The organism is Kribbella aluminosa, from assembly GCF_017876295.1.
Lineage (GTDB): Bacteria > Actinomycetota > Actinomycetes > Propionibacteriales > Kribbellaceae > Kribbella > Kribbella aluminosa.
In genome coordinates, this window is record NZ_JAGINT010000001.1 from 2,331,380 (window position 1) to 2,351,920 (window position 20,541).

The window sequence follows — 20,541 nt, forward strand, 5'->3', positions numbered from 1 at the left end:
GATGATGGCGGACATGGACCGCAAACTCCGGGACTTCCTCGGAGCCAAGACGGCCAAGACGTTCGCCGAGGTGCTCGGGATCGAGACCGTCGGCGAGCTGCTGCGGCACTACCCGCGGCGGTACCTGAAGAAGGGCGAGCTGACGCCGTTCGACGAGCTCGAGGTCGGCGACCAGGCGACCGTGAACGGACGGGTCAAGAAGGTCACCGCCCGCGCGCTGGACACCAAACTCGAGATCAAGCCCGAGGACGCCCACAAGTTCCGCAAGCGGCGGACGATCACCAAGGTCGTGGTCACCGACGGCCGGAACGACCTGGAGGCGGCGTTCTTCAACCAGCCCTGGCTGCTGACGAAGCTGACGCCCGGTACCTCCGCCCTGTTCTGGGGCGAGGTGACGATGTTCCGCACCACCATGCAGCTGAAGAACCCGGGCACCGAGGTCCTGGACGAGGAGGACCTGACGGACGCCGAGATCGAGCGCCGGGCGCGCCCGTTCCGCCCGCTCTACCCGGCGACCGCGAAGTTGCCGACCGCAACGATCGAGCGGTCGGTGAAGATCGTGCTGGACAGCCTGGACGACCGGGTCGACGACCCGGTGCCGGACCTGATCCTGCGCGCCGAGAAGCTGCTCGGGCTCCGGGACGCCTTGCAGCTGGTGCATCTGCCCGACACCGAGAAGGACATCGAGGCCGCGCAGCAACGGTTCCGGTTCGAGGAGGCGCTGGTGATGCAGACGATCCTCGCCCAGCGGCGCGCCGTCACCGACGCGCTGAACGCCGTACCTCGGCCGCGGGTGCAGGGCGGGCTGCTCGACGACTTCGACAAGCGGCTGCCGTTCGAGCTGACCGAGGGGCAGACGGAGGTGGGGGAGGAGGTCTTCGCGGATCTCGCCCGCCCGCACCCGATGCACCGGCTGCTGCAGGGTGAGGTCGGTTCCGGGAAGACCGTGGTCGCGCTGCGGGCGATGCTGTCCGTGGTCGACAACGGCGGGCAGGCCGCGCTGCTGGCGCCGACGGAGGTGCTCGCGGTCCAGCACCACAAGACGTTGACGAAGATGCTCGGCGAGCTGGCCGAGCAGGGCATGCTCGGCGGCGCGGAACACGCCACGAAGATCGGGCTGCTGACGGGTTCGCTGAACGCGGCGGCTCGGCGTACGGCGATGCTCGACGCGGCCAGCGGCGCCGCCGGGATCGTGGTCGGGACGCACGCGCTGCTGGAGGACAAGGTCCAGTTCGCCGATCTGGGGCTGGTGGTGGTCGACGAGCAGCACCGGTTCGGGGTCGAGCAGCGGGCCGCGCTGAGCGCGAAGTCCGGCGAGAACACCCCGCACGTGCTGGTGATGACCGCGACGCCGATCCCGCGGACGGTGGCGATGACGGTGTTCGGCGACCTCGCGGTGTCGACGCTCACCCAGCTGCCGGCCGGCCGTTCGCCGATCCAGTCGTCCGTCGTACCGGCGAAGGAGCGGCCGGACTGGCTGCAGCGCGCCTGGGTCAGGGTCCGCGAGGAGGTCGGCAAGGGGCATCAGGTGTACGTCGTGTGCCCGCGGATCGGGGACGACGTCAAGAACGCGAAGGACGAGGAGGGCGAGCTCCTCGAGACCGACGAGGGCGGGAAGAAGCAGGTCCGCCCGCCGATCTCCGTGATGCAGGTGTCGGAGGCGCTCGGGGAGATCCTGCACGACTTGCGCGTCGAGGTGCTGCACGGGCGGCTGCCGGCCGACGAGAAGGACGCGGTGATGTCGCGGTTCGCGGCCGGGGACGTCGACGTACTGATCGCGACCACGGTGATCGAGGTCGGGGTCGACGTACCGAACGCGTCGACGATGGTGATCATGGACGCCGACCGGTTCGGGATCTCGCAGCTGCACCAGCTGCGCGGCCGGGTCGGGCGGGGCCAGGTGCCGGGGTTGTGCCTGCTGGTCACGGACCTGTGGGCCGGGTCGAGCTCGTACGGGCGGCTGGAGGCGGTCGCGTCGACGACGGACGGGTTCGAGCTGTCCCGGATCGACCTGGAGACCCGGCGCGAGGGCGACGTACTCGGTGTCGCGCAGTCCGGGCGGCGGTCGAGCCTGAAGCTGCTGAGCGTGCTGCGCGACGAGGACGTGATCCTCGCGGCCCGGCACGTGGCGAACTCGATCGTCTCGGCGGACGCCGAGCTGGCCGAGTACCCGGCGCTGCGGGCCGTCGTACGGGAAGCACTGGAGTCCGAGACCACGGAATACCTGGAGAAGACGTGACTGTGTTGAATGCCGCGCCAGACCGGGAGGCCCCGTGACGCGGATTGTCGGGGGAGCGGCCGGTGGGCGGCGGATCGGGGTGCCGCCGGGGAGTGGGACGCGGCCGACGGCGGACCGGGTGCGGGAGGCGTTGTTCTCGTCGCTGGAGTCCGAGTTCGGCAGCTTCCACGGGCTCGCGGTGCTCGATCTGTACGCCGGATCCGGCGCGATCGGGCTGGAAGCGCTGTCCCGGGGTGCGGCGCGGGCCGTACTGGTCGAGTCGGACCGGCGGGCGGCCGAGGTGATCGCGGCGAACCTGACGACGGTCGGGCTGCCCGGCGCGACGCTGCTCACCCGGCCGGTCGAGAAGCTCACAGCGGGTGACGCCCCGGCGGTGTTCGACCTGGTGTTCGCGGATCCGCCGTACAAGCTGGAGACCGCCGAGCTGCAGGAGGTGCTGACCGGCCTCGCGGCGCACGGCTGGCTGGCGGAGGACGCGGTGCTGGTCGTCGAGCGCGGGAAGCGGGAGCCGTGGGAGTGGCCGGAGGGGTTCGCCGCGCTGCGGGACCGCAAGTACGGCGAGGCCCGCCTTTGGTACGGTCACCGCCATGGTTAAGGCCGTCTTTCCCGGCACCTTCGATCCGCCCACGGTCGGGCATCTCGACATCGTCACCAGGGCGGCCGCCGCCTTCGACGAGCTGATCGTCGCGACCGGGGTGAACCAGTCGAAGAACCGCCTGTTCGGGCCGCAGGAGCGGATCGAGATGCTCACCGAGCTGGTCGAGCCGTTCCCGAACGTCCGGATCGGGACCTTCGACGGCCTGCTGGTCGACTACTGCCGGGCCGAGGGCGCCGGGGTGATCGTGAAGGGGCTGCGCTCGGCCGCCGACTACGACTACGAGCTGCAGATGGCGCAGCTGAACCGGCGGATGACCGGCGTCGACACGCTGTTCTTCCCGACCGCACCGGAGAACGCGTTCATCTCCTCCAGCTGGGTCAAGGAGATCGCCCGGCTGGGCGGCGACGTCAGCTCGTTCGTGACGCCCGCCGTTCACGCACGGTTACCGAACAAGCTCTAGAGTGCCCCGGATTGGGCGGTACGCCGGGGAGTTGGTAGTCTTGACAACCGGTCTCGACGAGACCGAGATCTTGCCTGCCCACGCCTGAGAGGTTTGTCCTGAGCGTCCTGGACCCGCGGTCCCCACTCGTGATCGACACGCATGAGCTGGCACGCCGCGCCGGGTCCGAACGCGAAGTCACCTTCACGGCGCCGGCGCCGGCGGATCTCGGAATCGACGTGATCGGCGTCCCCGACGGCGACCCGATCCAGTTCGATCTACGGCTGGAATCGGTGGTCGAAGGGGTGCTCGTGACCGGAACGGCCAGTGGCCGCCTGGTCGGGGAGTGCGCGCGGTGCCTGGTCGATATCGAGGACGAGTTCCTCGCTGACGTCCAGGAGCTGTACGTCTACCCGGAGAGCGAAGCCGAGCCAGACGAGGCCAGCCGGATGGAGGGCGATCTGATCGACCTCGAGCCGGCGCTGAGGGACCAGGTGGTGCTCGCACTGCCGTTCCAGCCGCTGTGTACGGACGACTGTCCGGGACTGTGCCCCGACTGCGGGGTGCGCCTGGCGGACGAGCCCGGCCACAAGCACGAGGACGGCGGCGACCCCCGCTGGGCAGCCCTCGACGGACTGCTCGAGAACACCGAGCAGGACAACTGAAAACAGCTCCACCGCACCACCTAGCAGTACCCGAAATCGTCAGACTGAGCCGGCCGGGTCCCACCGGGCCTCCGGCCGAACCGAGGAGTCATAACCGTGGCCGTTCCGAAGCGGAAGATGTCGCGCAGCAACACCCGCAGCCGCCGGGCCCAGTGGAAGACCACTGCCCCGTCGCTGGTCACCTGCGTGAACCCCGCCTGCCGCGCGAAGCACCTGCAGCACACCGTTTGCCCCAACTGCGGCCAGTACGGCGCCAAGGGCGAGCGCCGCCAGGTCGTCGAGAGCTAAACGGCAACCTTCCCAGTGAACTCTGCCAACGAAACGGGGCTCTACGCCGAGCTGAACCAGCGGCTCGGCGTATCGCTGGCTGACAATTTGCTGGAGCACGCCTTCACCCACCGTTCGTTCGCGTACGAGAACGGTGGGCTGCCGACGAACGAGCGGCTGGAGTTCCTCGGGGACTCCGTGCTCGGCGTCATCGTCACGGAGTCGTTGTTCCGGAACCACCCGGACCTGAGCGAAGGCCGCCTGGCCAAGCTCCGGGCCGCGGTGGTCAACATGCGTGCGCTCGCGGGTGTCGCCCGCGAGCTCAAGCTCGGCAAGTACCTGCGGCTCGGCCGCGGCGAAGAGGCCACCGGTGGTCGGGACAAGTCCTCGATCCTCGCCGACTGTGTCGAGGCGCTGATCGGCGCCGTCTACCTGGACCGCGGCTTCGAGGTCGCGGGCTCGGTGGTGCACCGGCTGTTCGACGACCTGATGGAGTCGTCGGCCCGGCTCGGTGCCGGCCTGGACTGGAAGACCTCGCTGCAGGAGCTGGTCGCCCAGCTCGGCGTCGGCGTGCCGGAGTACGTGATCGCGGAGTCCGGGCCGGACCACGCGAAGACGTTCGAGGCCCGGGTCCGGATCGGCGCCGACACGTACGGTCACGGTATCGGCCGGAGCAAGAAGGAAGCCGAGCAGCAGGCCGCCGAGACCGCCTGGAAGGCCCTGCGCGCCGCGCACCCGGACAGCGTGGACCCCTCGCAGCAGCCCTGAGGTGCCCGAGCTTCCCGAGGTAGAAGTCGTCCGGCGGGGGCTGGTGGAGTTCCTCGCCGGCCGGACCGTGGAGTCCGTCGAGGTGCTGCATCCCCGCCCGGTACGGCGTCATGCCGCCGGGCCGGAGGACTTCGTGTCCCGGCTCAAGGGGCAGGTGTTCGCCGAGCCGGCCCGGCGCGGGAAGTACCTGTGGCTGCCGCTGACCTCCGGTGACGCGGTCCTGACGCACCTCGGGATGAGCGGTCAGTTCCGGGTCCAGCCGGTCGGGGCACCGGACGAGCCGCACCTTCGGGTCCGGTTCCGGTTCGCCGACGGCGGCGGAGAGGTCCGGTTTGTGGACCAGCGGATGTTCGGTGGTCTGTCGTACTCCGAGGGCGGCGCCGAGCTGCCCGCCGAGATCGCGCACATCGCCCGCGACCCGTTCGACCCGTTGTTCGACACCGACGCCGCGATCGCGAAGATCCGGCGCCGGAAGACCGGCCTGAAGCGGGCGTTGCTGGACCAGACCGCGGTCAGCGGGATCGGCAACATCTACGCCGACGAGGCGCTCTGGCGGGCCAAGCTGCACTACGCGCGGGCCACAGAAACGCTGAAACCCTTACAAATAAGGGCCATCCTCGAGCAGGCCCACGCCGTGATGGCCGCGGCGCTGACCGTTGGTGGCACCAGCTTCGACGCCCTGTACGTCAACGTGAACGGGGAATCCGGGTACTTCGAGCGCGGCCTGAACGTCTACGGGCAGGAGGGTTCGCCGTGCCCGCGGGACGGCCGGCCGATCCGTCGTGAGCCGTTCATGAACCGTTCGTCGTACCGGTGCCCGAAATGTCAGCCCGTTCCACGGCACGTCCGCTGGTGAGCGAGGTATTGTTAATAGATGTGGCCCAGGTTGACCCGTCGCCCCCGCCGGTGTCACCCTGAAAGACGGCACACCTTTCCGGCGCTCCCGCATGACCTGGACTGAGGAGCGCGACCGGCCAGAACCCTTCCGGAGGACAGCACAATGGCCAAGGCTCTTCTAGGGCATCTTGGAGGCACTGACCCGCGCATGCTCGAGCAGGTTCGTCTGCTCAATCGGCGTGTCGCAGATCTGGAGGCGCACGTGATGCGGCTCCAGGCAGAGAACGATCACCTGGTGGCCCAGATCCATGAGGGTCGGCTGCTCACCGTCGACGAGGCTCTGCGCGCCCCCGCTTCGGTCTGACGCTTCAAGAAGTAACTTCTCGACCGTCCGCATTTCGCTACGAACGGCGGTGGCCCCCGTCCGGGCCTCCGCCGCGCTGGTTTGTAGCACCGATCGGCTCGGCCTCCGCAGGATTGCGCGAATCTCTTTGTAGACTGCGAAGCGGAACAACTTCCCCCGGGTAGCGGCAGCGTGACGAACAGCTACGGCGGTTCCTTAGGTACCGTCTGTCCTTTCACGGGTTGGAGACCTTCGCCTTGTACCTGAAGAGCATGACGCTCCGGGGTTTCAAGTCGTTCGCGTCCGCGACGACGATGAACTTCGAACCAGGCATCACCTGCATCGTCGGACCGAACGGCTCCGGCAAGTCCAACGTCGTCGACGCACTGGCCTGGGTGATGGGTGAGCAGGGCGCCAAGTCGCTGCGCGGCGGCAAGATGGAGGACGTCATCTTCGCCGGCACCTCCGGCCGCTCGCCGCTGGGCCGCGCCGAGGTGGTGCTCACCATCGACAACACCGACGGCGCGCTGCCGATCGAGTACGCCGAGGTGACGATCAGCCGGACGATGTTCCGCAACGGCGGCTCCGACTACCAGATCAACGGCCAGAACTGCCGGCTGCTCGACGTCCAGGAGCTGCTCAGCGACTCCGGTATCGGCCGCGAGATGCACGTCATCGTCGGCCAGGGACAGCTGGACTCGATCCTGCGCGCCACGCCGGAAGGCCGCCGTGGCTTCGTCGAGGAGGCCGCCGGCGTCCTGAAGCACCGCAAGCGCAAGGAAAAGGCGATCCGGAAGCTGGAGGCCACCGAGGGCAACCTGAACCGGCTCGGCGACCTGATCACCGAGATCCGCCGCCAGCTGAAGCCGCTCGGGCGCCAGGCGGAGGTGGCGCGCCGCGCGGTGACGATCCAGGCGGAGGTCCGGGACGGCCGGGCCCGGCTGCTGGCCGACGACATCGTCCAGGCCCAGTCCGCGCTGGAGGCCGAGCTGCGCGACGAGGCCCGGCTGACCGACCGCCGTACCGAGGTCGAGGCGAAGCTCCGCGAGGCCCGGGAGCTGGAGGCCGAGCTCGAGGACGCGCTCCGCGAGGACGCCCCGGCGCTGCAGGCCGCGCAGGACACCTGGTACCAGCTGTCCGGCTTCGGGGAGAAGATCAAGGGTACGGCGCGGATCGCCGCGGACCGGATCCGTTCGCTGAACGACGAGGCGGAGGAGCCGCGGCCGGGGCGCGACCCCGAGGAGCTCGAGCTGGAGGCCGCCCGGGTCCGCGAGACCGAGGCGCAGATCGAGGCCGAGGTCGAGGCGCACTCCGAGCTGCTCGCCGAGTCGGTCGAGCGCCGCCAGCAGCTGGAGTCGCAGGAGGCCGAGGAGGAGCGCCGGATCTCGGCACTGATCCGGGCCGCCGCGGACCGCCGCGAGGGCCTGGCCCGGCTGACCGGCCAGGTGAACGCGCTGCAGAGCCGCGCGGCCGCCGCCGAGTCCGAGATCGGCCGGCTGGCGAGCAACCGCCGGGAGGCCGAGGAGCGCGCCGCGAAGGCGCAGCACGACTTCACCGCGCTGGAGACCCAGGTCGCCGGGCTGGACGCCGGCGAGAGGGGCCTCGACGAGGAGTACGAGGGCGCCCAGGCGGTGCTCGACGAGCTGGACGAGCGGCTGACGAAGCTGCGGGCCGAGGAGCGTGACGCCGAGCGCGAGCGCACCGGTCTGGCGGCGCGGAAGGAAGCCCTCGAGCTCGGTCTGAACCGCAAGGACGGCGCCGGCGCGCTGCTGGCCGCATCCGAGCAGATCAACGGCCTGATGGGGTCGGTCGCCGCGCTGCTGAGCGTCCGGTCCGGGTACGAGACCGCGATCGCCGCGGCGCTCGGTGAGGCCGCGGACGCGGTCGCCGTCATGCACACGGACGCCGCGCTGCACGCGGTCGGTCACCTCAAGGAGCACGACCTCGGCCGCGCCGGGATGCTGCTCGGCGACGCACCGGCCGACGACTACTCGCTGTGGCCCGTCCTGCCGTACGGCGCGTCGTACGCCGTGGATGTCGTCGAGTGCCCCGAGACGCTGCGGCCCGCGCTGCGGCGGCTGCTCCGCAAGGTCGCGGTCGTGGACGACGTCGACGCGGCACGGTCCCTGCTACGGAACCTGCCCGATGTCACCTGCACGACGCGTGCGGGCGACGTACTCGGAGCGCATTTCGTGTACGGCGGGTCGGACGCGGCGCCGAGCCTGATCGAGGTGCAGTCCGCGGTCGACGAGGCGGCGGAGAAGCTGATCGAGGCGACGGCGCGCAGCGAGCGGCTGCGGTTCGAGCTGCAGGCGCTGGAGCAGGAGCGGTCCCGGCAGAAGGAGTCCGTCGAGATCACGCTGGCCCGGCTGCACGAGTCGGACGCGTCGATGGCCGCGGTGGCCGAGCAGTTGGGGCACTTCGGATCGCTGGCCAAGGCCTCCCGCGGTGAAGCGGAGCGGATGGCCGAGGCGATCGCGGCGGCCGAGGAGGAGCGCGACAGGAACCTGTCCGGCCTGGCCGAGCTCGAAGAGCGGCTGATGGACGCCGAGGCGTTCGACGAGGAAGGCGACGAGCCGGACACGTCGGAGCGCGACCGGCTGGCCGAGGCGGCCAAGGCGGGGCGGGCGGCCGAGATGGAGGCGCGGCTGGCGCTGCGGACCACCGAGGAGCGGGCGCGGGCGCTGTCCGGTCGCGCGGACTCGCTGGAGCGGGCGGCGCGGCAGGAGCGGGAGGCGCGAGCCCGGTCGATCGCGCGGGCGGCCCGGCGGGCGCGGCAGGCGGAGGCGGCGAACGCTGTACACCTGGCTGCTGGTCACGTGCTGGCGCGGCTGGAGTCCTCGCTGCAGCTGGCCGCGGCCGAGCGGGCGGAGATCCAGGCGCAGCGGGCCGACCGCGAGCAGGCGCTGGCGCGGGCCCGGTCCGCGACCCGGAACCTCAGCTCCGAGCTGGAGCAGCTGACGAACACCGTGCACCGGGACGCGCTGGCGCGGGCCGAGCAGAAGATGCGGCTCGAGGCGCTGTACGAGAAGGCCCTCGGCGAGCTCGGGATCGAGGTCGACGCGCTGGTCACGGAGTACGGGCCGGACCAGCTGGTCCCGCCGGTTGCGTCACCGGACGACCCTGATGATGCTGAGCAGCGCGAGGGCGAGCCGTTCAACCGGACCAAGGTCGAGAAGCGGCTGAAGCAGGCCGAGAGGGCGCTGAACCAGCTCGGCAAGATCAACCCGCTCGCGCTCGAGGAGTTCGAGGCGATGGAGGAGCGGCACCGCTTCCTCTCCGAGCAGCTCGACGACCTGAAGAAGTCCCGCCGCGACCTGATGGACATCGTCAAGGAGGTCGACGAGCGGGTCGAGCAGGTCTTCACCCAGGCGTACCAGGACGTGGAGATCGCGTTCGAGCACGTCTTCAGCCGGCTGTTCCCGGGCGGTGAGGGCCGGCTGGTGCTGACCGACCCGTCGGACATGCTGGCGACCGGTATCGACGTCGAGGCCCGCCCGCCGGGCAAGAAGGTCAAGCGCCTCTCGCTGCTCTCCGGCGGCGAGCGCTCGCTGGTCGCGGTCGCGTTCCTGGTCGCGCTGTTCAAGGCGCGCCCGTCGCCGTTCTACATCCTCGACGAGGTCGAGGCAGCCCTCGACGACACCAACCTCGGCCGCCTCCTGGAGATCTACGAAGAACTCCGCGAGAACAGCCAGCTCCTGGTCATCACGCACCAGAAGCGCACCATGGAGGTCGCCGACGCCCTGTACGGCGTCACCATGCGCGGCGACGGCGTCTCCGCCGTCATATCCCAACGCATCCGGGAGCCCGAACCGGTCTAGGTGGTGCCTGGCAATTCCCCGCCTACGCCGTGATGGTCATCGAGGCCAGCGTGTCGTTCTGTACGTCGAAGGTGAAGTGGGACGGGCCGTTGAAGCCGTTGCCGCCTACCTGGGTGCGGATCGTCAGGGGGTTGCCGGGGGCGCTGACCTCGGTGTTGGTGAACGTGGCCTGCTTGCCGATCAGTTCGTTGTCGCTCCAGGAGCGGATCTGGTCGGGGCCGCGGAACTCGCGGCCCCAGTCGTTCACGTAGCCGTCGGGGCCGAAGGCCGCGACGAACGCGTCGGTGTCGAGGGCGTCGATCGCGTCGAGCGCGCGCTGGACCGCTGCGGGGATCTCTTGGCTCATGCCGACGACGATATCCACCTCTCCCGCCGGAAGTGGTGAACCGGATCGTGGCTGCGTACGTGTGCAGGGTGAGGTTCGGTACGCCGAGGAGGTCGTCATGATGCGTGTGGCCAGTGTGATGGGTGTGGCGGTGCTCGGCTTGGCCGGCTTGACCGCCTGTGGCAGTGGGAACGGGTACGGCTCCGGTTCCACCTCGGCTCCGAGCTCCGGTTCCAGCTCGGCGCCCGCGACGACTCCGGCCGCCGGCGGGGGGAAGCTTGCGACCGCGACCGTCGGTGGGCTCGGCAAGGTTGTTGTCGATGGCAACGGGCGGACGGTGTACGTGTACGACAAGGACAGCAAGGGCAAGTCCACCTGTGAAGGTGGCTGTCTGGCCCTGTGGCCGGCCGTGCCGGCGGGGTCCGGGTCTCCCCAGCTGACGGGCATCGACGCTTCCCTGGTCAGCGCCATCACCAGGTCGGACGGGAGCAAGCAGCTGGCGATCAACGGCATGCCGCTGTACCTGTTCGCGCAGGACTCCCAGGCCGGCCAGGCCAAGGGCCAAGCGACCGGCGGCGTGTGGTGGGCAGTCGGCGCGGATGGTCACAAAGTCACCACCAAGCCGAGCAGCTCCGGTAATGGCAACGGCTACTGACCCTGTGCTGGTGTTGGCACCGCCGAATCCCGGTATCGTGCGGTCGGTGGGTGACACCCCAGGGCGGCGCGACGCCGAGGCCCTGATCCGGGCGCTGTACGCCGAGCACGGGCGCAGCCTGCTCGCGTACGCGACCCGTCTCACCGGAGACCGGGCCGCGGCCGAGGACGTCGTACAGGAGACGCTGCTGCGGGCGTGGAAGCATGCCGACGACCTGAACGCTGGGAAGGGGTCGGTGCGGGGCTGGCTGCTGACCGTGGCGCGGAACCTGGTCACCGACCGGGCCCGGGCGCGGGCCGCACGCCCCGTCGAGGTGGCGGACGTGTCGGACCGGCCGCCGGTGGAGGCGGACCACTCCGAGGACGTCGTGAACACCATGGTGGTGATGGAGGCGTTGGACAAGGTGTCGCCCGAGCACCGTGAAGTGCTCGTGCAGCTGTACTACCGCGGCCGGTCGGTGGCAGAAGCTGCGAAAGAGCTGGGCGTTCCGCCCGGTACGGTCAAATCACGTACGTACTACGCCCTCCGAGCTCTGCGCGCGGTGCTGGCAGAGAAGACCAAGGAGGTGTCCCATGAGTGAGCATGACCGTAGCCAGCTGGGCGCCTACGCGCTCGGTGCGCTGGAGCCGGCCGAGGCTGCCGAGGTCGAGGAGCACCTGGCCACCTGTGCCGAGTGCCGGGCGGAGCTGACCGAGCTGACCGAGCTGAAGGACCTCCTCGGCGAAGTGCCGCCAGAGGCGTTCCTGGACGGCCCACCGGAGGGCGGCGACCTCCTGCTGCAGCGGACACTGCGGGAGGCACGCTCCGAACCCCCGGCGCCGCTCAAGCGGCGGTCGAGGTGGCTGTGGATTGCGGCTGCCCTTGTCGTCGTTGCAGGCGCTCTGGGTGGCGGTATGGCGATCGGGCGGTCGACTACGTCGGGCGGTGACCAGCCGGTGGCAGGGTCCCGCCAGGTCACCACAGTGGACACCAACACGGGCGCCCGGATGGCTACGACGGTGGAGCCGCGGTCAGGCTGGAGCTGGGTGCAGGTGCAGGTGAGCGGGCTGAAGGCCGGTGACCAGTGCGAGATGGTCGTCATGGACAAGGCCGGCTACAGCTGGGTCGCGGGCAGCTGGCTGGTGTCCGATAAGGCTGCCGCCAACGGCAGTACGTTCGGCGGCGGCGTGCTGGTCCCGCTCGACCAGGTGCGCTCGGTGGAGATCAGGACCGTGCAAGGACAGCATGTGGTGACGGCCACGCTGTAACGCGGTTGCAGGACAGGAGAGGATGGAGCTGTGGCTACTATCTCCGAGGACCTGCGGGAGCGCCGGAAGAACGCGGCGGACAACTGTGAGCGCTGGCTGTCGAACCGGCGAGTGCCGGCGGCGGAGCGACTGCGGCAGCTCGCGGAGGTGGTCACCGACGACCAAGTCGATGTCTACGGCAACGGTGGCGAGGTAGCGGCGCTGGAGCAGGAGGTTGCCGAGCTACTGGGCAAGCCGGCTGCAGTGTTCCTCCCGACCGGCATCTTGGCCCAGCAGTCCGTACTGCGGGTGTACGCCGACCGCGCCGGCACCAGCCGGGTAGCGGTGCACGGGCTTGCCCACCTGCTGATGCACGAGCTGAACGCGCTGGAAGAGGTACACCACCTGCGCATCGAGCGGATGACGTCGGACCTGCGTCAGCCGCGCCCGGACGAGCTGGCCGCGATCCCCGGCGAGCTGGCTGCCGTGACGCTGGAGCTACCGCTCCGGGACGGCGGGTTCGTACTGCCGACGTGGGACGAGCTGGTGATGTTCTCCGGGGCCTGCGCCGAGCGCGGCGTACCGCTGCACCTCGACGGCGCCCGCCTCTGGGAGAGCACGCCGTACCTGGGTCACAGCCTGGCCGAGGTCAGTGCGCTGGCGTCTACCGTGTACGTGTCGTTCTACAAGATCCTCGGTGCGATGAGCGGTGCAGCACTCGCCGGACCCGAGGACGTGATCGCAGAGGTACGCCGGTGGCAGCGCCGGCTCGGCGGCAACCTTTACTCGCTGTTCCCGTACGCCGTCTCCGCGCGCCACGGTCTGCGGACGGTGCTCCCGCTGATGGACGACCTGCACCAGCGGGCCGTCGAGGTCGCGATGGCCTTGCAGAGTGAAGGATTCCGGGTGTTCCCGGAGCCGCCGCACAGCAACTCGTTCCGGGTCTACGCGCCGCGGGCGGCCGAGTCGATGGAGCGCGCCGCGGTCGAGCGGATGGAGCGGACGCGCGAGGCGTTGAGCTTCCCTTGGGAGTCGGCCGGCGTCCCCGGATGGTCGTGGACCGAGCTGGTGATGACGCCGTCGACGCTCGAGTGGCAGGTCGACGAAATCGCCAAGGCTTTCGGGGAACTTCTGACGCGATAGGAACGTCAGGCACTGTGTTGGATGTGGGGATCTGGGGAGAGAAGTGCTGACATTCGTCGTCACCATGGTTGTTCTGCTGGTTCTTTCGGGGCTCGTGCTGCTGGCCGTCGCGCGAGGTGAGGGTAAACGCTTCGGCTAGCTCAGTGCGTCCACGATCGCCTTGACGATCGGGGCGGCGATGGTGATCGTCGGCAGCACGAGTAGTGCTGCCGCACTGGTGTAGGTGATCGCGGACAGCCTGCGTTCGTTGGCTGCGGGGCCGGCCAGTCGCTGGACCCGCAGTACGGTTGCGGACTTGGCTGCCGCCAGAGCAGCGTCGGGCGCCGGTGCTCCGGCCAGTGCGACCAATGCGCGGGCCAGCGGGCGCGGGCCGTTGCGGCGGCGGGCGTCGTCGTCTGCGAGCAGCTCGACCAGCGTGCGCGCCTGCTCCAGTGCGACGTCGCTCCGTACCCAGCGGGGGAACGCGTGGTGCAGCGCGGTGAACTCCTCGAGTACCAGGTCGTGCCGCGCGCGTAGGTGCGCCTGCTCGTGTGCCAGTACTGCCTTGAGCTCGCTGTCGTCCAGCCGGTCCAGTGCGCCGACAGACACGACAACGCGTGCGCCACGCAGTGCGGGTAGGCAGTACGCCAGCGGTGTCTCCTCGGCCAGCACGCGTAGACCTGGGATCAGCCCGTCCGGTGTGGCCAGTACGTCGACCAGGTCGCGGTGCCGCTTGCGCCTGGCCCGCGTACCGACTGCGACGCGACCGATCGCCCACAACAGCCGTCCGACGACCAGGGCCACCATGGCGAGGATCAGCGCGGCCAGGAGGTCCCGTGGCGACGAGGGTTCGAAGCGGGGGTGCCCTGGCCGTCCGGCAATCCAGTAGGACAAGGCGATCCCCGCACCGAGCGCAGCCAGTACGGCGGCCAGTGCGATCGCCTGCCAGAGGATGACCGCGGCACGGGGGACCCGGTACGGCCACTCGGAACGAGCCAGCAGAGCCGGAGCCGGGCCGGTGAGTACCAGCGCCAGGACGGCCAGCAGGACCGGAGTGGTCACCCCTGGCTGTCCAACCTGGACAAGGCGTCACGCAGCAGCGCAGCCTCTTCGTCGGAGACCTGGCCGACAAAGCGGACCAGGGCCTCCCGACGGTCGCCGGAATTGTCGAGAGCGTCGCGCATGAGGCCGGCGGCCAGCTCCTCACGTGGCGCGGCCGCGCGGTAGCGCCAGGCCTTGCCGTCGCGCTCGCGCTCGGTCAGCTTCTTCTTCGCCAGCCGGTCCAGAACGGTCATCACGGTGGTGTACGCGAGCTCTCGCGTCGCGGCCAGCTGTTCGTGCACCTCGCGCACGGTCAACGCGGCCGGTGCCGCCCAGAGCTGCTCCATCACCAGGCGCTCGAGGTCACCCAGGGGCCTCGGCGCCTTGTCCTCACTCGCCACCCGGCCAGTATAACTACACGTCGTAGTAGATCTGCGCTAACATCTACTACGTAACGTCGTAGATAGGCTGGGAGGCCTTCCGATGGACACCCTGGACCTGGCCCGGTGGCAGTTCGCGATCACCACCGTGTACCACTTCTTCTTCGTGCCGGTGACGATCTCGCTGGTCGCGATCACGGCCGGCCTGCAGACCGCCTGGTACCGGACCGGGAAGGAGAAGTACCTCCGGCTGACCAAGTTCTACGGGAAGCTGTTCCTGATCAACATCGCGATGGGCGTCGTCACCGGCCTGGTGCAGGAGTTCCAGTTCGGGATGAACTGGAGCGACTACTCGCGGTTCGTCGGGGACGTGTTCGGCGCCCCGCTGGCGCTCGAGGGCCTGCTCGCGTTCTTCCTGGAGTCGACGTTCATCGGCCTCTGGATCTTCGGCTGGGAACGGCTGCCGAAGCTCGTCCACCTGGGCTGCATCTGGATGGTGGTGCTCGGGACCCAGCTCTCGGCGTACTTCATCCTCTCGGCGAACTCCTGGATGCAGCACCCGGTCGGCTTCCGCTACAACGCCGCCCGTGGCCGTGCGGAGCTGACCGACCTGTGGGCGGTGCTGACCAACAAGGTCGTGCTGGTCACCTATCCGCACACGATCTTCGCCGCGTTCATGGTCGGCGGCGCGTTCGTGGCCGGTGTCGCTCTGTGGCACCTGCTCCGGCGGCCCGGTGTCGACAAGGACGTGTTCCGGTCGGCGCTGAAGATCGGCGCGTCCGTCGTACTGGTCGCCAGTGTCGGCGTCGCGATCAGCGGCGACCTGCAGGGCAAGGTGATGACCGAGGTGCAGCCGATGAAGATGGCGGCGGCCGAGGCGCTGTACGAGACCGAGAAGCCGGCGGCGTTCTCGGCGTTCACGGTCGGCACGCTGGACGGGTCGAAGGAGATCTTCTCGATCAAGGTGCCGTACCTGCTGTCGTTCCTGGCCACCGGGCACTTCGACGGCGAGGTGAAGGGCATCAACTCGTTGCAGGCCGCGTACGAGCAGCTCTACGGCCCGGGGTCGTACAAGCCGAACATCCCGCTGACCTACTGGACGTTCCGGCTGATGATCGGGGTCGGGATGCTGTCCGCGGCGATCGCGCTCTGGCTGCTGTGGACCACCCGTCGCGGCCGCGGGCCGGCCCGTTGGCTGATCTGGGTGACCGCGCCGCTGCCGCTGCTGCCGCTGGTCGCGAACACCTTCGGCTGGGTCTTCACCGAGACCGGGCGGCAACCCTGGCTGGTGTTCGGGTTGTTGCCGACGGCATCGGGTGTCTCACCCGGTACGACGGGCGGCGAGGTGATCACGTCGCTGGTCGGGTTCACCCTGCTGTACGGCGCCCTCGCGGTGGTCGAGGCCAAGCTGATGCTGCGGACGATCCGCGGTGGCCTGGCCGGTACCGACGCGCCGCCGGACACCGGGCCGGACCAGCCCGACAAACCATTGTCGTTCGCGTACTGAGGGGCTCGAGATGGAACTGACGACTGTGTGGTTCATCGCGATCGCGATGCTCTGGACCGGGTACTTCGTCCTCGAGGGGTTCGACTTCGGCGTCGGCATGCTGTACCGCGTGCTCGGCCGGAACGAGCCCGAACGGCGGGCCGCGATCGAGGCCATCGGGCCGGTCTGGGACGGCAACGAGGTGTGGCTGATCATGGCCGGCGCGGCGACGTTCGCGGCCTTCCCGGAGTGGTACGCGACGTTGTTCAGCGGGTTCTACCTGCCGCTGTTCTTCATCCTGGTCGGGCTGATCGTCCGCGGCGTCGCGCTGGAGTACCGCGGCAAACGGGACGATCCGGTCTGGCGGTCCCGGATGGACATCATGATCGTGGTCGGGTCGGTGTTGCCGGCGCTGCTCTGGGGTGTTGCCTTCGGCAACATCGTGCGTGGGGTGCCGCTGGACGCCGCGCACGAGTACGTCGGCAGCTTCGGGACGTTGCTGAACCCGTTCGCGCTGCTCGGCGGGCTGACGTTCGTGGCGGTGTTCGTCACGCACGGCGCGATCTTCCTCGCGCTGCGGACCACCGACGATCTCCGGGTCCGCGCGACCCGGCTCGCGACCCGGGTCGGTGTGGTGGCTGCGGTGCTGGCGATCGCGTTCCTGGTCTGGGCGCAGGTGTTGCGCGGTGACACGGCGTCGGTGGTGATCGCGGTGGCCGCGATCGTCGCTTTCGCCGGTGCCCTGGTCGCGAACATCCTGCGCCGCGAGGGCTGGGCCTTCCTCGGCTCGACGCTCGCGATCGGGCTGGCCGTGGTGTCGCTGTTCGTCGCGCTCTTCCCGGACGTGATGCCGTCGACGCTGGCGCCCGGGTCGACGTTGACGGTGGTGGGTGCCGCGTCTTCGTCGTACACGCTGAAGGTGATGACGATCATCACGGCGATCTTCCTGCCGCTGGTGCTGCTGTACCAGGGCTGGACGTACTGGGTGTTCCGCAAGCGGGTCGTGGCCGCATGAAGCCGCTCGACCCGCGGCTGCTCAAGCGCGCTCGTGGAGCCCGGGTGTTCCTGGGCGCGTCAGTGCTGATCGGCGTGCTCAGCGGCGTGCTGATCATTGCGCAGGCGGTCTTGCTCGCGCATGGCATCGCAGGTGTCGTACTGCGGGGCAGCGGGGTCGGTGTGGTGGCGTGGGGACTGGCTGCTGTGGTGGCTGGGCGGGCGTTGCTGGTGTGGGCGCAGGAGGTTGTGGCACAACGTGCTGCGGCTGCGGTGAAGTCGACGTTGCGGCGGCAGGTGCTGGAGCATTCGCTGAGGCTAGGTCCGGTGTGGTTGAGCGGTGAGCGCAGTAGTGCGCTCACAACGCTGCTCACAAAGGGCTTGGACGATCTGGATCCGTACTTCGCTCGCTACCTGCCGCAGCTCGTGCTGGCGTCTACCGTGCCGGCAGGGGTGATCGGCTGGATGGCTACGGGTGATCTGATCGCTGCGGGGACCGTGCTGATCACGTTGCCGCTGATCCCGATCTTCATGGCTCTGATCGGGTGGGTGACGCAGGAACGCAGCCGGCGGCGGCAGCACGCGCTGGCGGTGCTGGCGCATCACTTCGCGGATGTTGTCGGTGGGCTGACCACGTTGAAGCTGTTCGGCCGGGCCAAGGCGCAGGAGTCCGCCGTACGCCGGGTTACCGATCAGCACCGGGCTGCGTCGATGGGGAGCCTGCGGGTCGCGTTCTTGTCGTCGTTCGCGTTGGAGTTGCTGGCGAGTCTGTCGGTGGCGTTGGTTGCTGTGGGGGTGGGGCTGCGGTTGGTGGACGGGAAGCTCGGGTTGGAGACGGCGTTGATGGTGCTGATCCTGGCGCCGGAGGCGTACCTCCCGCTGCGGCAGGTCGGCATGCAGTTCCACGCGAGCGCGGATGGGGTGGCGGCGAGCGAGGAGGTGTTCCGGGTGCTGGAGACGCCGCTCCCGGAGCGGGGGGAGCGGACCGACGTACCGGATCTTCGGGTGACGCCGCTGCAGCTGTACGACGTGACGGTGACGTATCCGGGGCGGGAGGAGCCGGCGCTGGACGGGTTCGACCTGGAGCTGCGGCCGGGGGAGGTGGTCGCCCTGACCGGCCCGAGCGGCGCGGGCAAGTCGACTGTGCTTGCTGTGCTGCTGGGGTTCGTCGTACCTGACCGCGGGGTGGTCGTGGCAGGCGGGAGCGCGGCCGACGAGTTCGAACCGTCCGAATGGCGCCGCCAGTTCGCCTGGGTCCCGCAAACCCCTGGCCTCCGCCTGGGCACCGTCGCCGACAACGTCCGCCTGGCCCGGCCCGACGCCTCCGACGCCGAGGTCCGTGCCGCACTGACCGCCGCCGGCGCGGCCGACCTACCGCTGGACAAACCCGTAGGCGAACAAGGCCACCAACTCTCCGGCGGCCAGCAACGCCGCCTGGCCCTGGCCCGGGCTCTCGTCACCGAGGCCCCCGTCCTGCTCCTGGACGAACCCACAGCCGGCCTAGACCCAGACACCGAGGCCCAGGTCATCACCTCCCTCCGCAGCACCGGCCGCAGCATCCTCCTGGTAGCCCACCGCCCCGCCCTGATAACAGCCGCCGACCGCACCATCACCATCGCAACCCAAGAACTGGTGAACGCATGAAGCCGAGCGACCCCACCAACCCAACCACCGTGCCGGCTGTCCCCGCCCCCTCGGCCTTCTCGCTGGCCCGGCCGGAGGCCGGGGTGGTGTGGCGGTTGGGGCTGGCGTTGGTTTTGGGGGTTGCGGCTGCGGGGTCTGCTGTGGCGCTGCTTGCTACTTCGGCCTGGTTGATTACGGCTGCGTCCGCTCAACCACCGGTGCTGCTGTTGATGGTGCCGATTGTGGCTGTGCGGGCTTTCGGGGTGGGGCGGGGTGTTTTCCGGTACGTCGAGCGGCTGGTCGGGCATGACGCGGCGTACCGGGGGTTGGGGGAGACCCGTGCTCGCGTGACCGGGCGGTTGGAGCGGATCGCGCCGCTCAAGAGCCAACGACAGGGGGACTTGCTGGCGCGGCTGGTGCTGGATGTGGATGCGGTGCTGGACCTGTGGTTGCGGGTGCTGCTGCCTGTAGTGGTTGCGGCGATCACAGCCACCGCTACGGTCGCCCTTCTCGCCGTACTGCTCCCATCAGCAGGCGCAGCCGTCGCCCTGGCGGTTCTTGTCGTCTGCACCGTCGTACCGTGGCTGACCGCCCGCGTTGCGGAGCACGCCGAGCGCAGCATCGCCGGCGCCCGCGGTGACGTAGCAGCCACCACTACGGAGACCCTGCTCACCGCAGCCGACGTACTCGCCTACAACGCCGTCGACACCGTTCTGGACGACTTCACCCGCCGCGACGCCCGCCTGGCAGCAGCCGAACGCCGGTCCGCCTGGAGCACTGGCCTCGGCAGCGCCCTGCTCGTCCTGTGCGTCGGCGGTGCCAGCATCGCCGCCCTGGTCCTCGGCAGTACTGCGAACATCACCGGCGCCGTCTTCGCCGTACTGGTCCTCACCCCACTCGCCCTGGCCGACGTACTCGGCGGCATCCCCGCAGCCGCCCAGCTGGCCATCCGCGTACGGGCGTCCCTCGCGAGAGTCCAGGAACTCGTGGACACCCCAGAACCAGTCTCCGACCCGACCGACCCGCTCCCGCTCCCACCCGGCCGGGACCTCCAGGTGAACCTCCTACGAGTCGGGTACGACGCCACCGACGTACTGGACGGCCTCACCCTGGACATGCCGGCCGGGAGCCGCGTGGTGATCACCGGACCGAGCGGATCGGGCAAGAGCACCCTGGCGGCCGTCCTTCTCCGCTTCCTGGAGCCACGCGGCGGACAGGTCCTACTGGACGGCGTCGACCTGTCCAGCCTCGAAGGCGACCAAGTACGAACAGTCGTCGGCCTGCTGACCCAGGAGAGCCACATCTTCGACACCAGCATCCGGGAGAACCTGCTGCTCGCGAAACCCGGCGTGAGCGACCTGCAACTGTGGAAGGCGCTCTACCGTGCCCGCCTCGGCGTCTTCGTCGAGAACCTGCCGGACGGCCTCGACACGATGGTCGGCGAGCACGGCGCCCGCCTGTCCGGCGGTGAACGTCAGCGGCTCGCCTTCGCACGGCTCCTGCTCGCCGACCGCGACGTACTGGTCCTTGACGAGCCTACCGAGCACTTGGAGGAGGAGACCGGCCGTGCTCTCCTGAACGACCTGTTCGCTGCAGCAGGCGACCGGACCGTGGTTCTGCTCACCCATCGCCCCGAACTGGTCCCTCCTCACGTTCCGCGACAACTGGTTTGCCTGCCGTGACGAATGCGGGCGGCGGGCCGGGCGTCTGCCA

General features: G+C 69.6%; 20 protein-coding genes. 16 read left to right on the forward strand and 4 right to left on the reverse strand.

Translation table 11 applies throughout. The annotated features are described in order from the left end of the window. Position 1: 1 nt before the first annotated feature. The 7 genes from recG (at position 2) to mutM (ending at position 5,832) form a co-directional block, all read left to right on the forward strand. The gene (gene recG / locus JOF29_RS11360) at positions 2-2,239 is read left to right on the forward strand and encodes an ATP-dependent DNA helicase RecG (RefSeq protein WP_245358483.1); all 2,238 of its coding nucleotides are present in this window, start codon (positions 2-4) and stop codon (positions 2,237-2,239) included. A gap of 34 nt (positions 2,240-2,273) precedes the next feature. Then, positions 2,274-2,834: a 16S rRNA (guanine(966)-N(2))-methyltransferase RsmD gene (rsmD, locus tag JOF29_RS11365; protein WP_209694165.1), complete on the forward strand. Its 561-nt coding sequence runs from the start codon at positions 2,274-2,276 to the stop codon at positions 2,832-2,834. After that, positions 2,827-3,297, forward strand: coding sequence for a pantetheine-phosphate adenylyltransferase (coaD, locus tag JOF29_RS11370; RefSeq protein WP_209694166.1), 471 nt, complete (start codon positions 2,827-2,829; stop codon positions 3,295-3,297). The genes rsmD and coaD overlap by 8 nt, the downstream gene beginning before the upstream one ends. 128 nt (positions 3,298-3,425) lie before the next feature. Then, positions 3,426-3,941, forward strand: a complete 516-nt coding sequence (locus JOF29_RS11375) for a YceD family protein (protein WP_307863258.1) — start codon at positions 3,426-3,428, stop codon at positions 3,939-3,941. Positions 3,942-4,037: 96 nt separating this feature from the next. Beyond that, a complete protein-coding gene (gene rpmF, locus JOF29_RS11380) occupies positions 4,038-4,229 on the forward strand; it encodes a 50S ribosomal protein L32 (RefSeq protein ID WP_130387616.1) in 192 nt (63 codons plus the stop codon). A gap of 15 nt (positions 4,230-4,244) precedes the next feature. Then, positions 4,245-4,976 (forward strand): ribonuclease III, encoded by a 732-nt coding sequence (rnc, locus tag JOF29_RS11385; RefSeq protein ID WP_209694167.1) that lies wholly within the window; start codon positions 4,245-4,247, stop codon positions 4,974-4,976. Position 4,977: 1 nt separating this feature from the next. Next, the gene (gene mutM / locus JOF29_RS11390) at positions 4,978-5,832 is read left to right on the forward strand and encodes a bifunctional DNA-formamidopyrimidine glycosylase/DNA-(apurinic or apyrimidinic site) lyase (protein WP_209694168.1); all 855 of its coding nucleotides are present in this window, start codon (positions 4,978-4,980) and stop codon (positions 5,830-5,832) included. A 159-nt stretch (positions 5,833-5,991) separates the two neighbouring features. Here mutM and JOF29_RS11395 read toward each other — a convergent pair whose 3' ends face one another. Then, complete coding sequence (locus JOF29_RS11395) at positions 5,992-6,210, reverse strand: hypothetical protein (RefSeq protein WP_209694169.1); 219 nt, start codon at positions 6,208-6,210, stop codon at positions 5,992-5,994. Positions 6,211-6,413: 203 nt separating this feature from the next. Between JOF29_RS11395 and smc the strand changes: the two genes are divergently transcribed. Then, positions 6,414-9,977 carry a chromosome segregation protein SMC gene (gene smc / locus JOF29_RS11400; protein ID WP_209696082.1) on the forward strand — a complete coding sequence of 1,188 codons (3,564 nt, stop codon included), beginning with the start codon at positions 6,414-6,416 and terminating at the stop codon, positions 9,975-9,977. A 22-nt stretch (positions 9,978-9,999) separates the two neighbouring features. Here smc and JOF29_RS11405 read toward each other — a convergent pair whose 3' ends face one another. Further along, entirely contained in the window at positions 10,000-10,323 is a 324-nt protein-coding gene (locus tag JOF29_RS11405) for a nuclear transport factor 2 family protein (RefSeq protein ID WP_209694170.1), read from the reverse strand. A 97-nt stretch (positions 10,324-10,420) separates the two neighbouring features. On the opposite strand from JOF29_RS11405, the gene JOF29_RS11410 reads away from it, so the two are divergent. From JOF29_RS11410 to JOF29_RS11425, 4 genes are read left to right on the forward strand one after another with little or no spacing between them, the layout of a single operon-like run. After that, positions 10,421-10,957 carry a COG4315 family predicted lipoprotein gene (locus JOF29_RS11410; protein ID WP_209694171.1) on the forward strand — a complete coding sequence of 179 codons (537 nt, stop codon included), beginning with the start codon at positions 10,421-10,423 and terminating at the stop codon, positions 10,955-10,957. Between the two features lie 46 nt (positions 10,958-11,003). Then, a complete protein-coding gene (locus JOF29_RS11415; protein WP_307863259.1) occupies positions 11,004-11,537 on the forward strand; it encodes a sigma-70 family RNA polymerase sigma factor in 534 nt (177 codons plus the stop codon). Beyond that, on the forward strand, positions 11,530-12,204 hold the full coding sequence (locus JOF29_RS11420) for a zf-HC2 domain-containing protein (RefSeq protein ID WP_209694173.1): 675 nt from the start codon (positions 11,530-11,532) through the stop codon (positions 12,202-12,204). The genes JOF29_RS11415 and JOF29_RS11420 overlap by 8 nt, the downstream gene beginning before the upstream one ends. Before the next feature lie 30 nt (positions 12,205-12,234). Beyond that, positions 12,235-13,326: a threonine aldolase family protein gene (locus tag JOF29_RS11425; RefSeq protein ID WP_209694174.1), complete on the forward strand. Its 1,092-nt coding sequence runs from the start codon at positions 12,235-12,237 to the stop codon at positions 13,324-13,326. Positions 13,327-13,461: 135 nt separating this feature from the next. Here JOF29_RS11425 and JOF29_RS11430 read toward each other — a convergent pair whose 3' ends face one another. Further along, the gene (locus JOF29_RS11430; RefSeq protein ID WP_209694175.1) at positions 13,462-14,367 is read right to left on the reverse strand and encodes a M56 family metallopeptidase; all 906 of its coding nucleotides are present in this window, start codon (positions 14,365-14,367) and stop codon (positions 13,462-13,464) included. Then, positions 14,364-14,747, reverse strand: coding sequence for a BlaI/MecI/CopY family transcriptional regulator (locus tag JOF29_RS11435; protein WP_209694176.1), 384 nt, complete (start codon positions 14,745-14,747; stop codon positions 14,364-14,366). Before JOF29_RS11435 ends, JOF29_RS11430 begins: the two co-directional genes overlap by 4 nt. 82 nt (positions 14,748-14,829) lie before the next feature. Between JOF29_RS11435 and JOF29_RS11440 the strand changes: the two genes are divergently transcribed. Genes JOF29_RS11440 through cydC form a run of 4 tightly spaced genes read left to right on the forward strand, consistent with a single transcriptional unit; the run spans position 14,830 to position 20,510 of the window. Beyond that, entirely contained in the window at positions 14,830-16,233 is a 1,404-nt protein-coding gene (locus JOF29_RS11440; RefSeq protein WP_209694177.1) for a cytochrome ubiquinol oxidase subunit I, read from the forward strand. Positions 16,234-16,243: 10 nt separating this feature from the next. Then, on the forward strand, positions 16,244-17,227 hold the full coding sequence (cydB, locus tag JOF29_RS11445; RefSeq protein ID WP_209694178.1) for a cytochrome d ubiquinol oxidase subunit II: 984 nt from the start codon (positions 16,244-16,246) through the stop codon (positions 17,225-17,227). After that, positions 17,224-18,849 carry a thiol reductant ABC exporter subunit CydD gene (gene cydD / locus JOF29_RS11450; RefSeq protein WP_209694179.1) on the forward strand — a complete coding sequence of 542 codons (1,626 nt, stop codon included), beginning with the start codon at positions 17,224-17,226 and terminating at the stop codon, positions 18,847-18,849. Before cydB ends, cydD begins: the two co-directional genes overlap by 4 nt. Next, the gene (cydC, locus tag JOF29_RS11455; protein WP_209694180.1) at positions 18,846-20,510 is read left to right on the forward strand and encodes a thiol reductant ABC exporter subunit CydC; all 1,665 of its coding nucleotides are present in this window, start codon (positions 18,846-18,848) and stop codon (positions 20,508-20,510) included. Before cydD ends, cydC begins: the two co-directional genes overlap by 4 nt. Positions 20,511-20,541 lie beyond the last annotated feature (31 nt).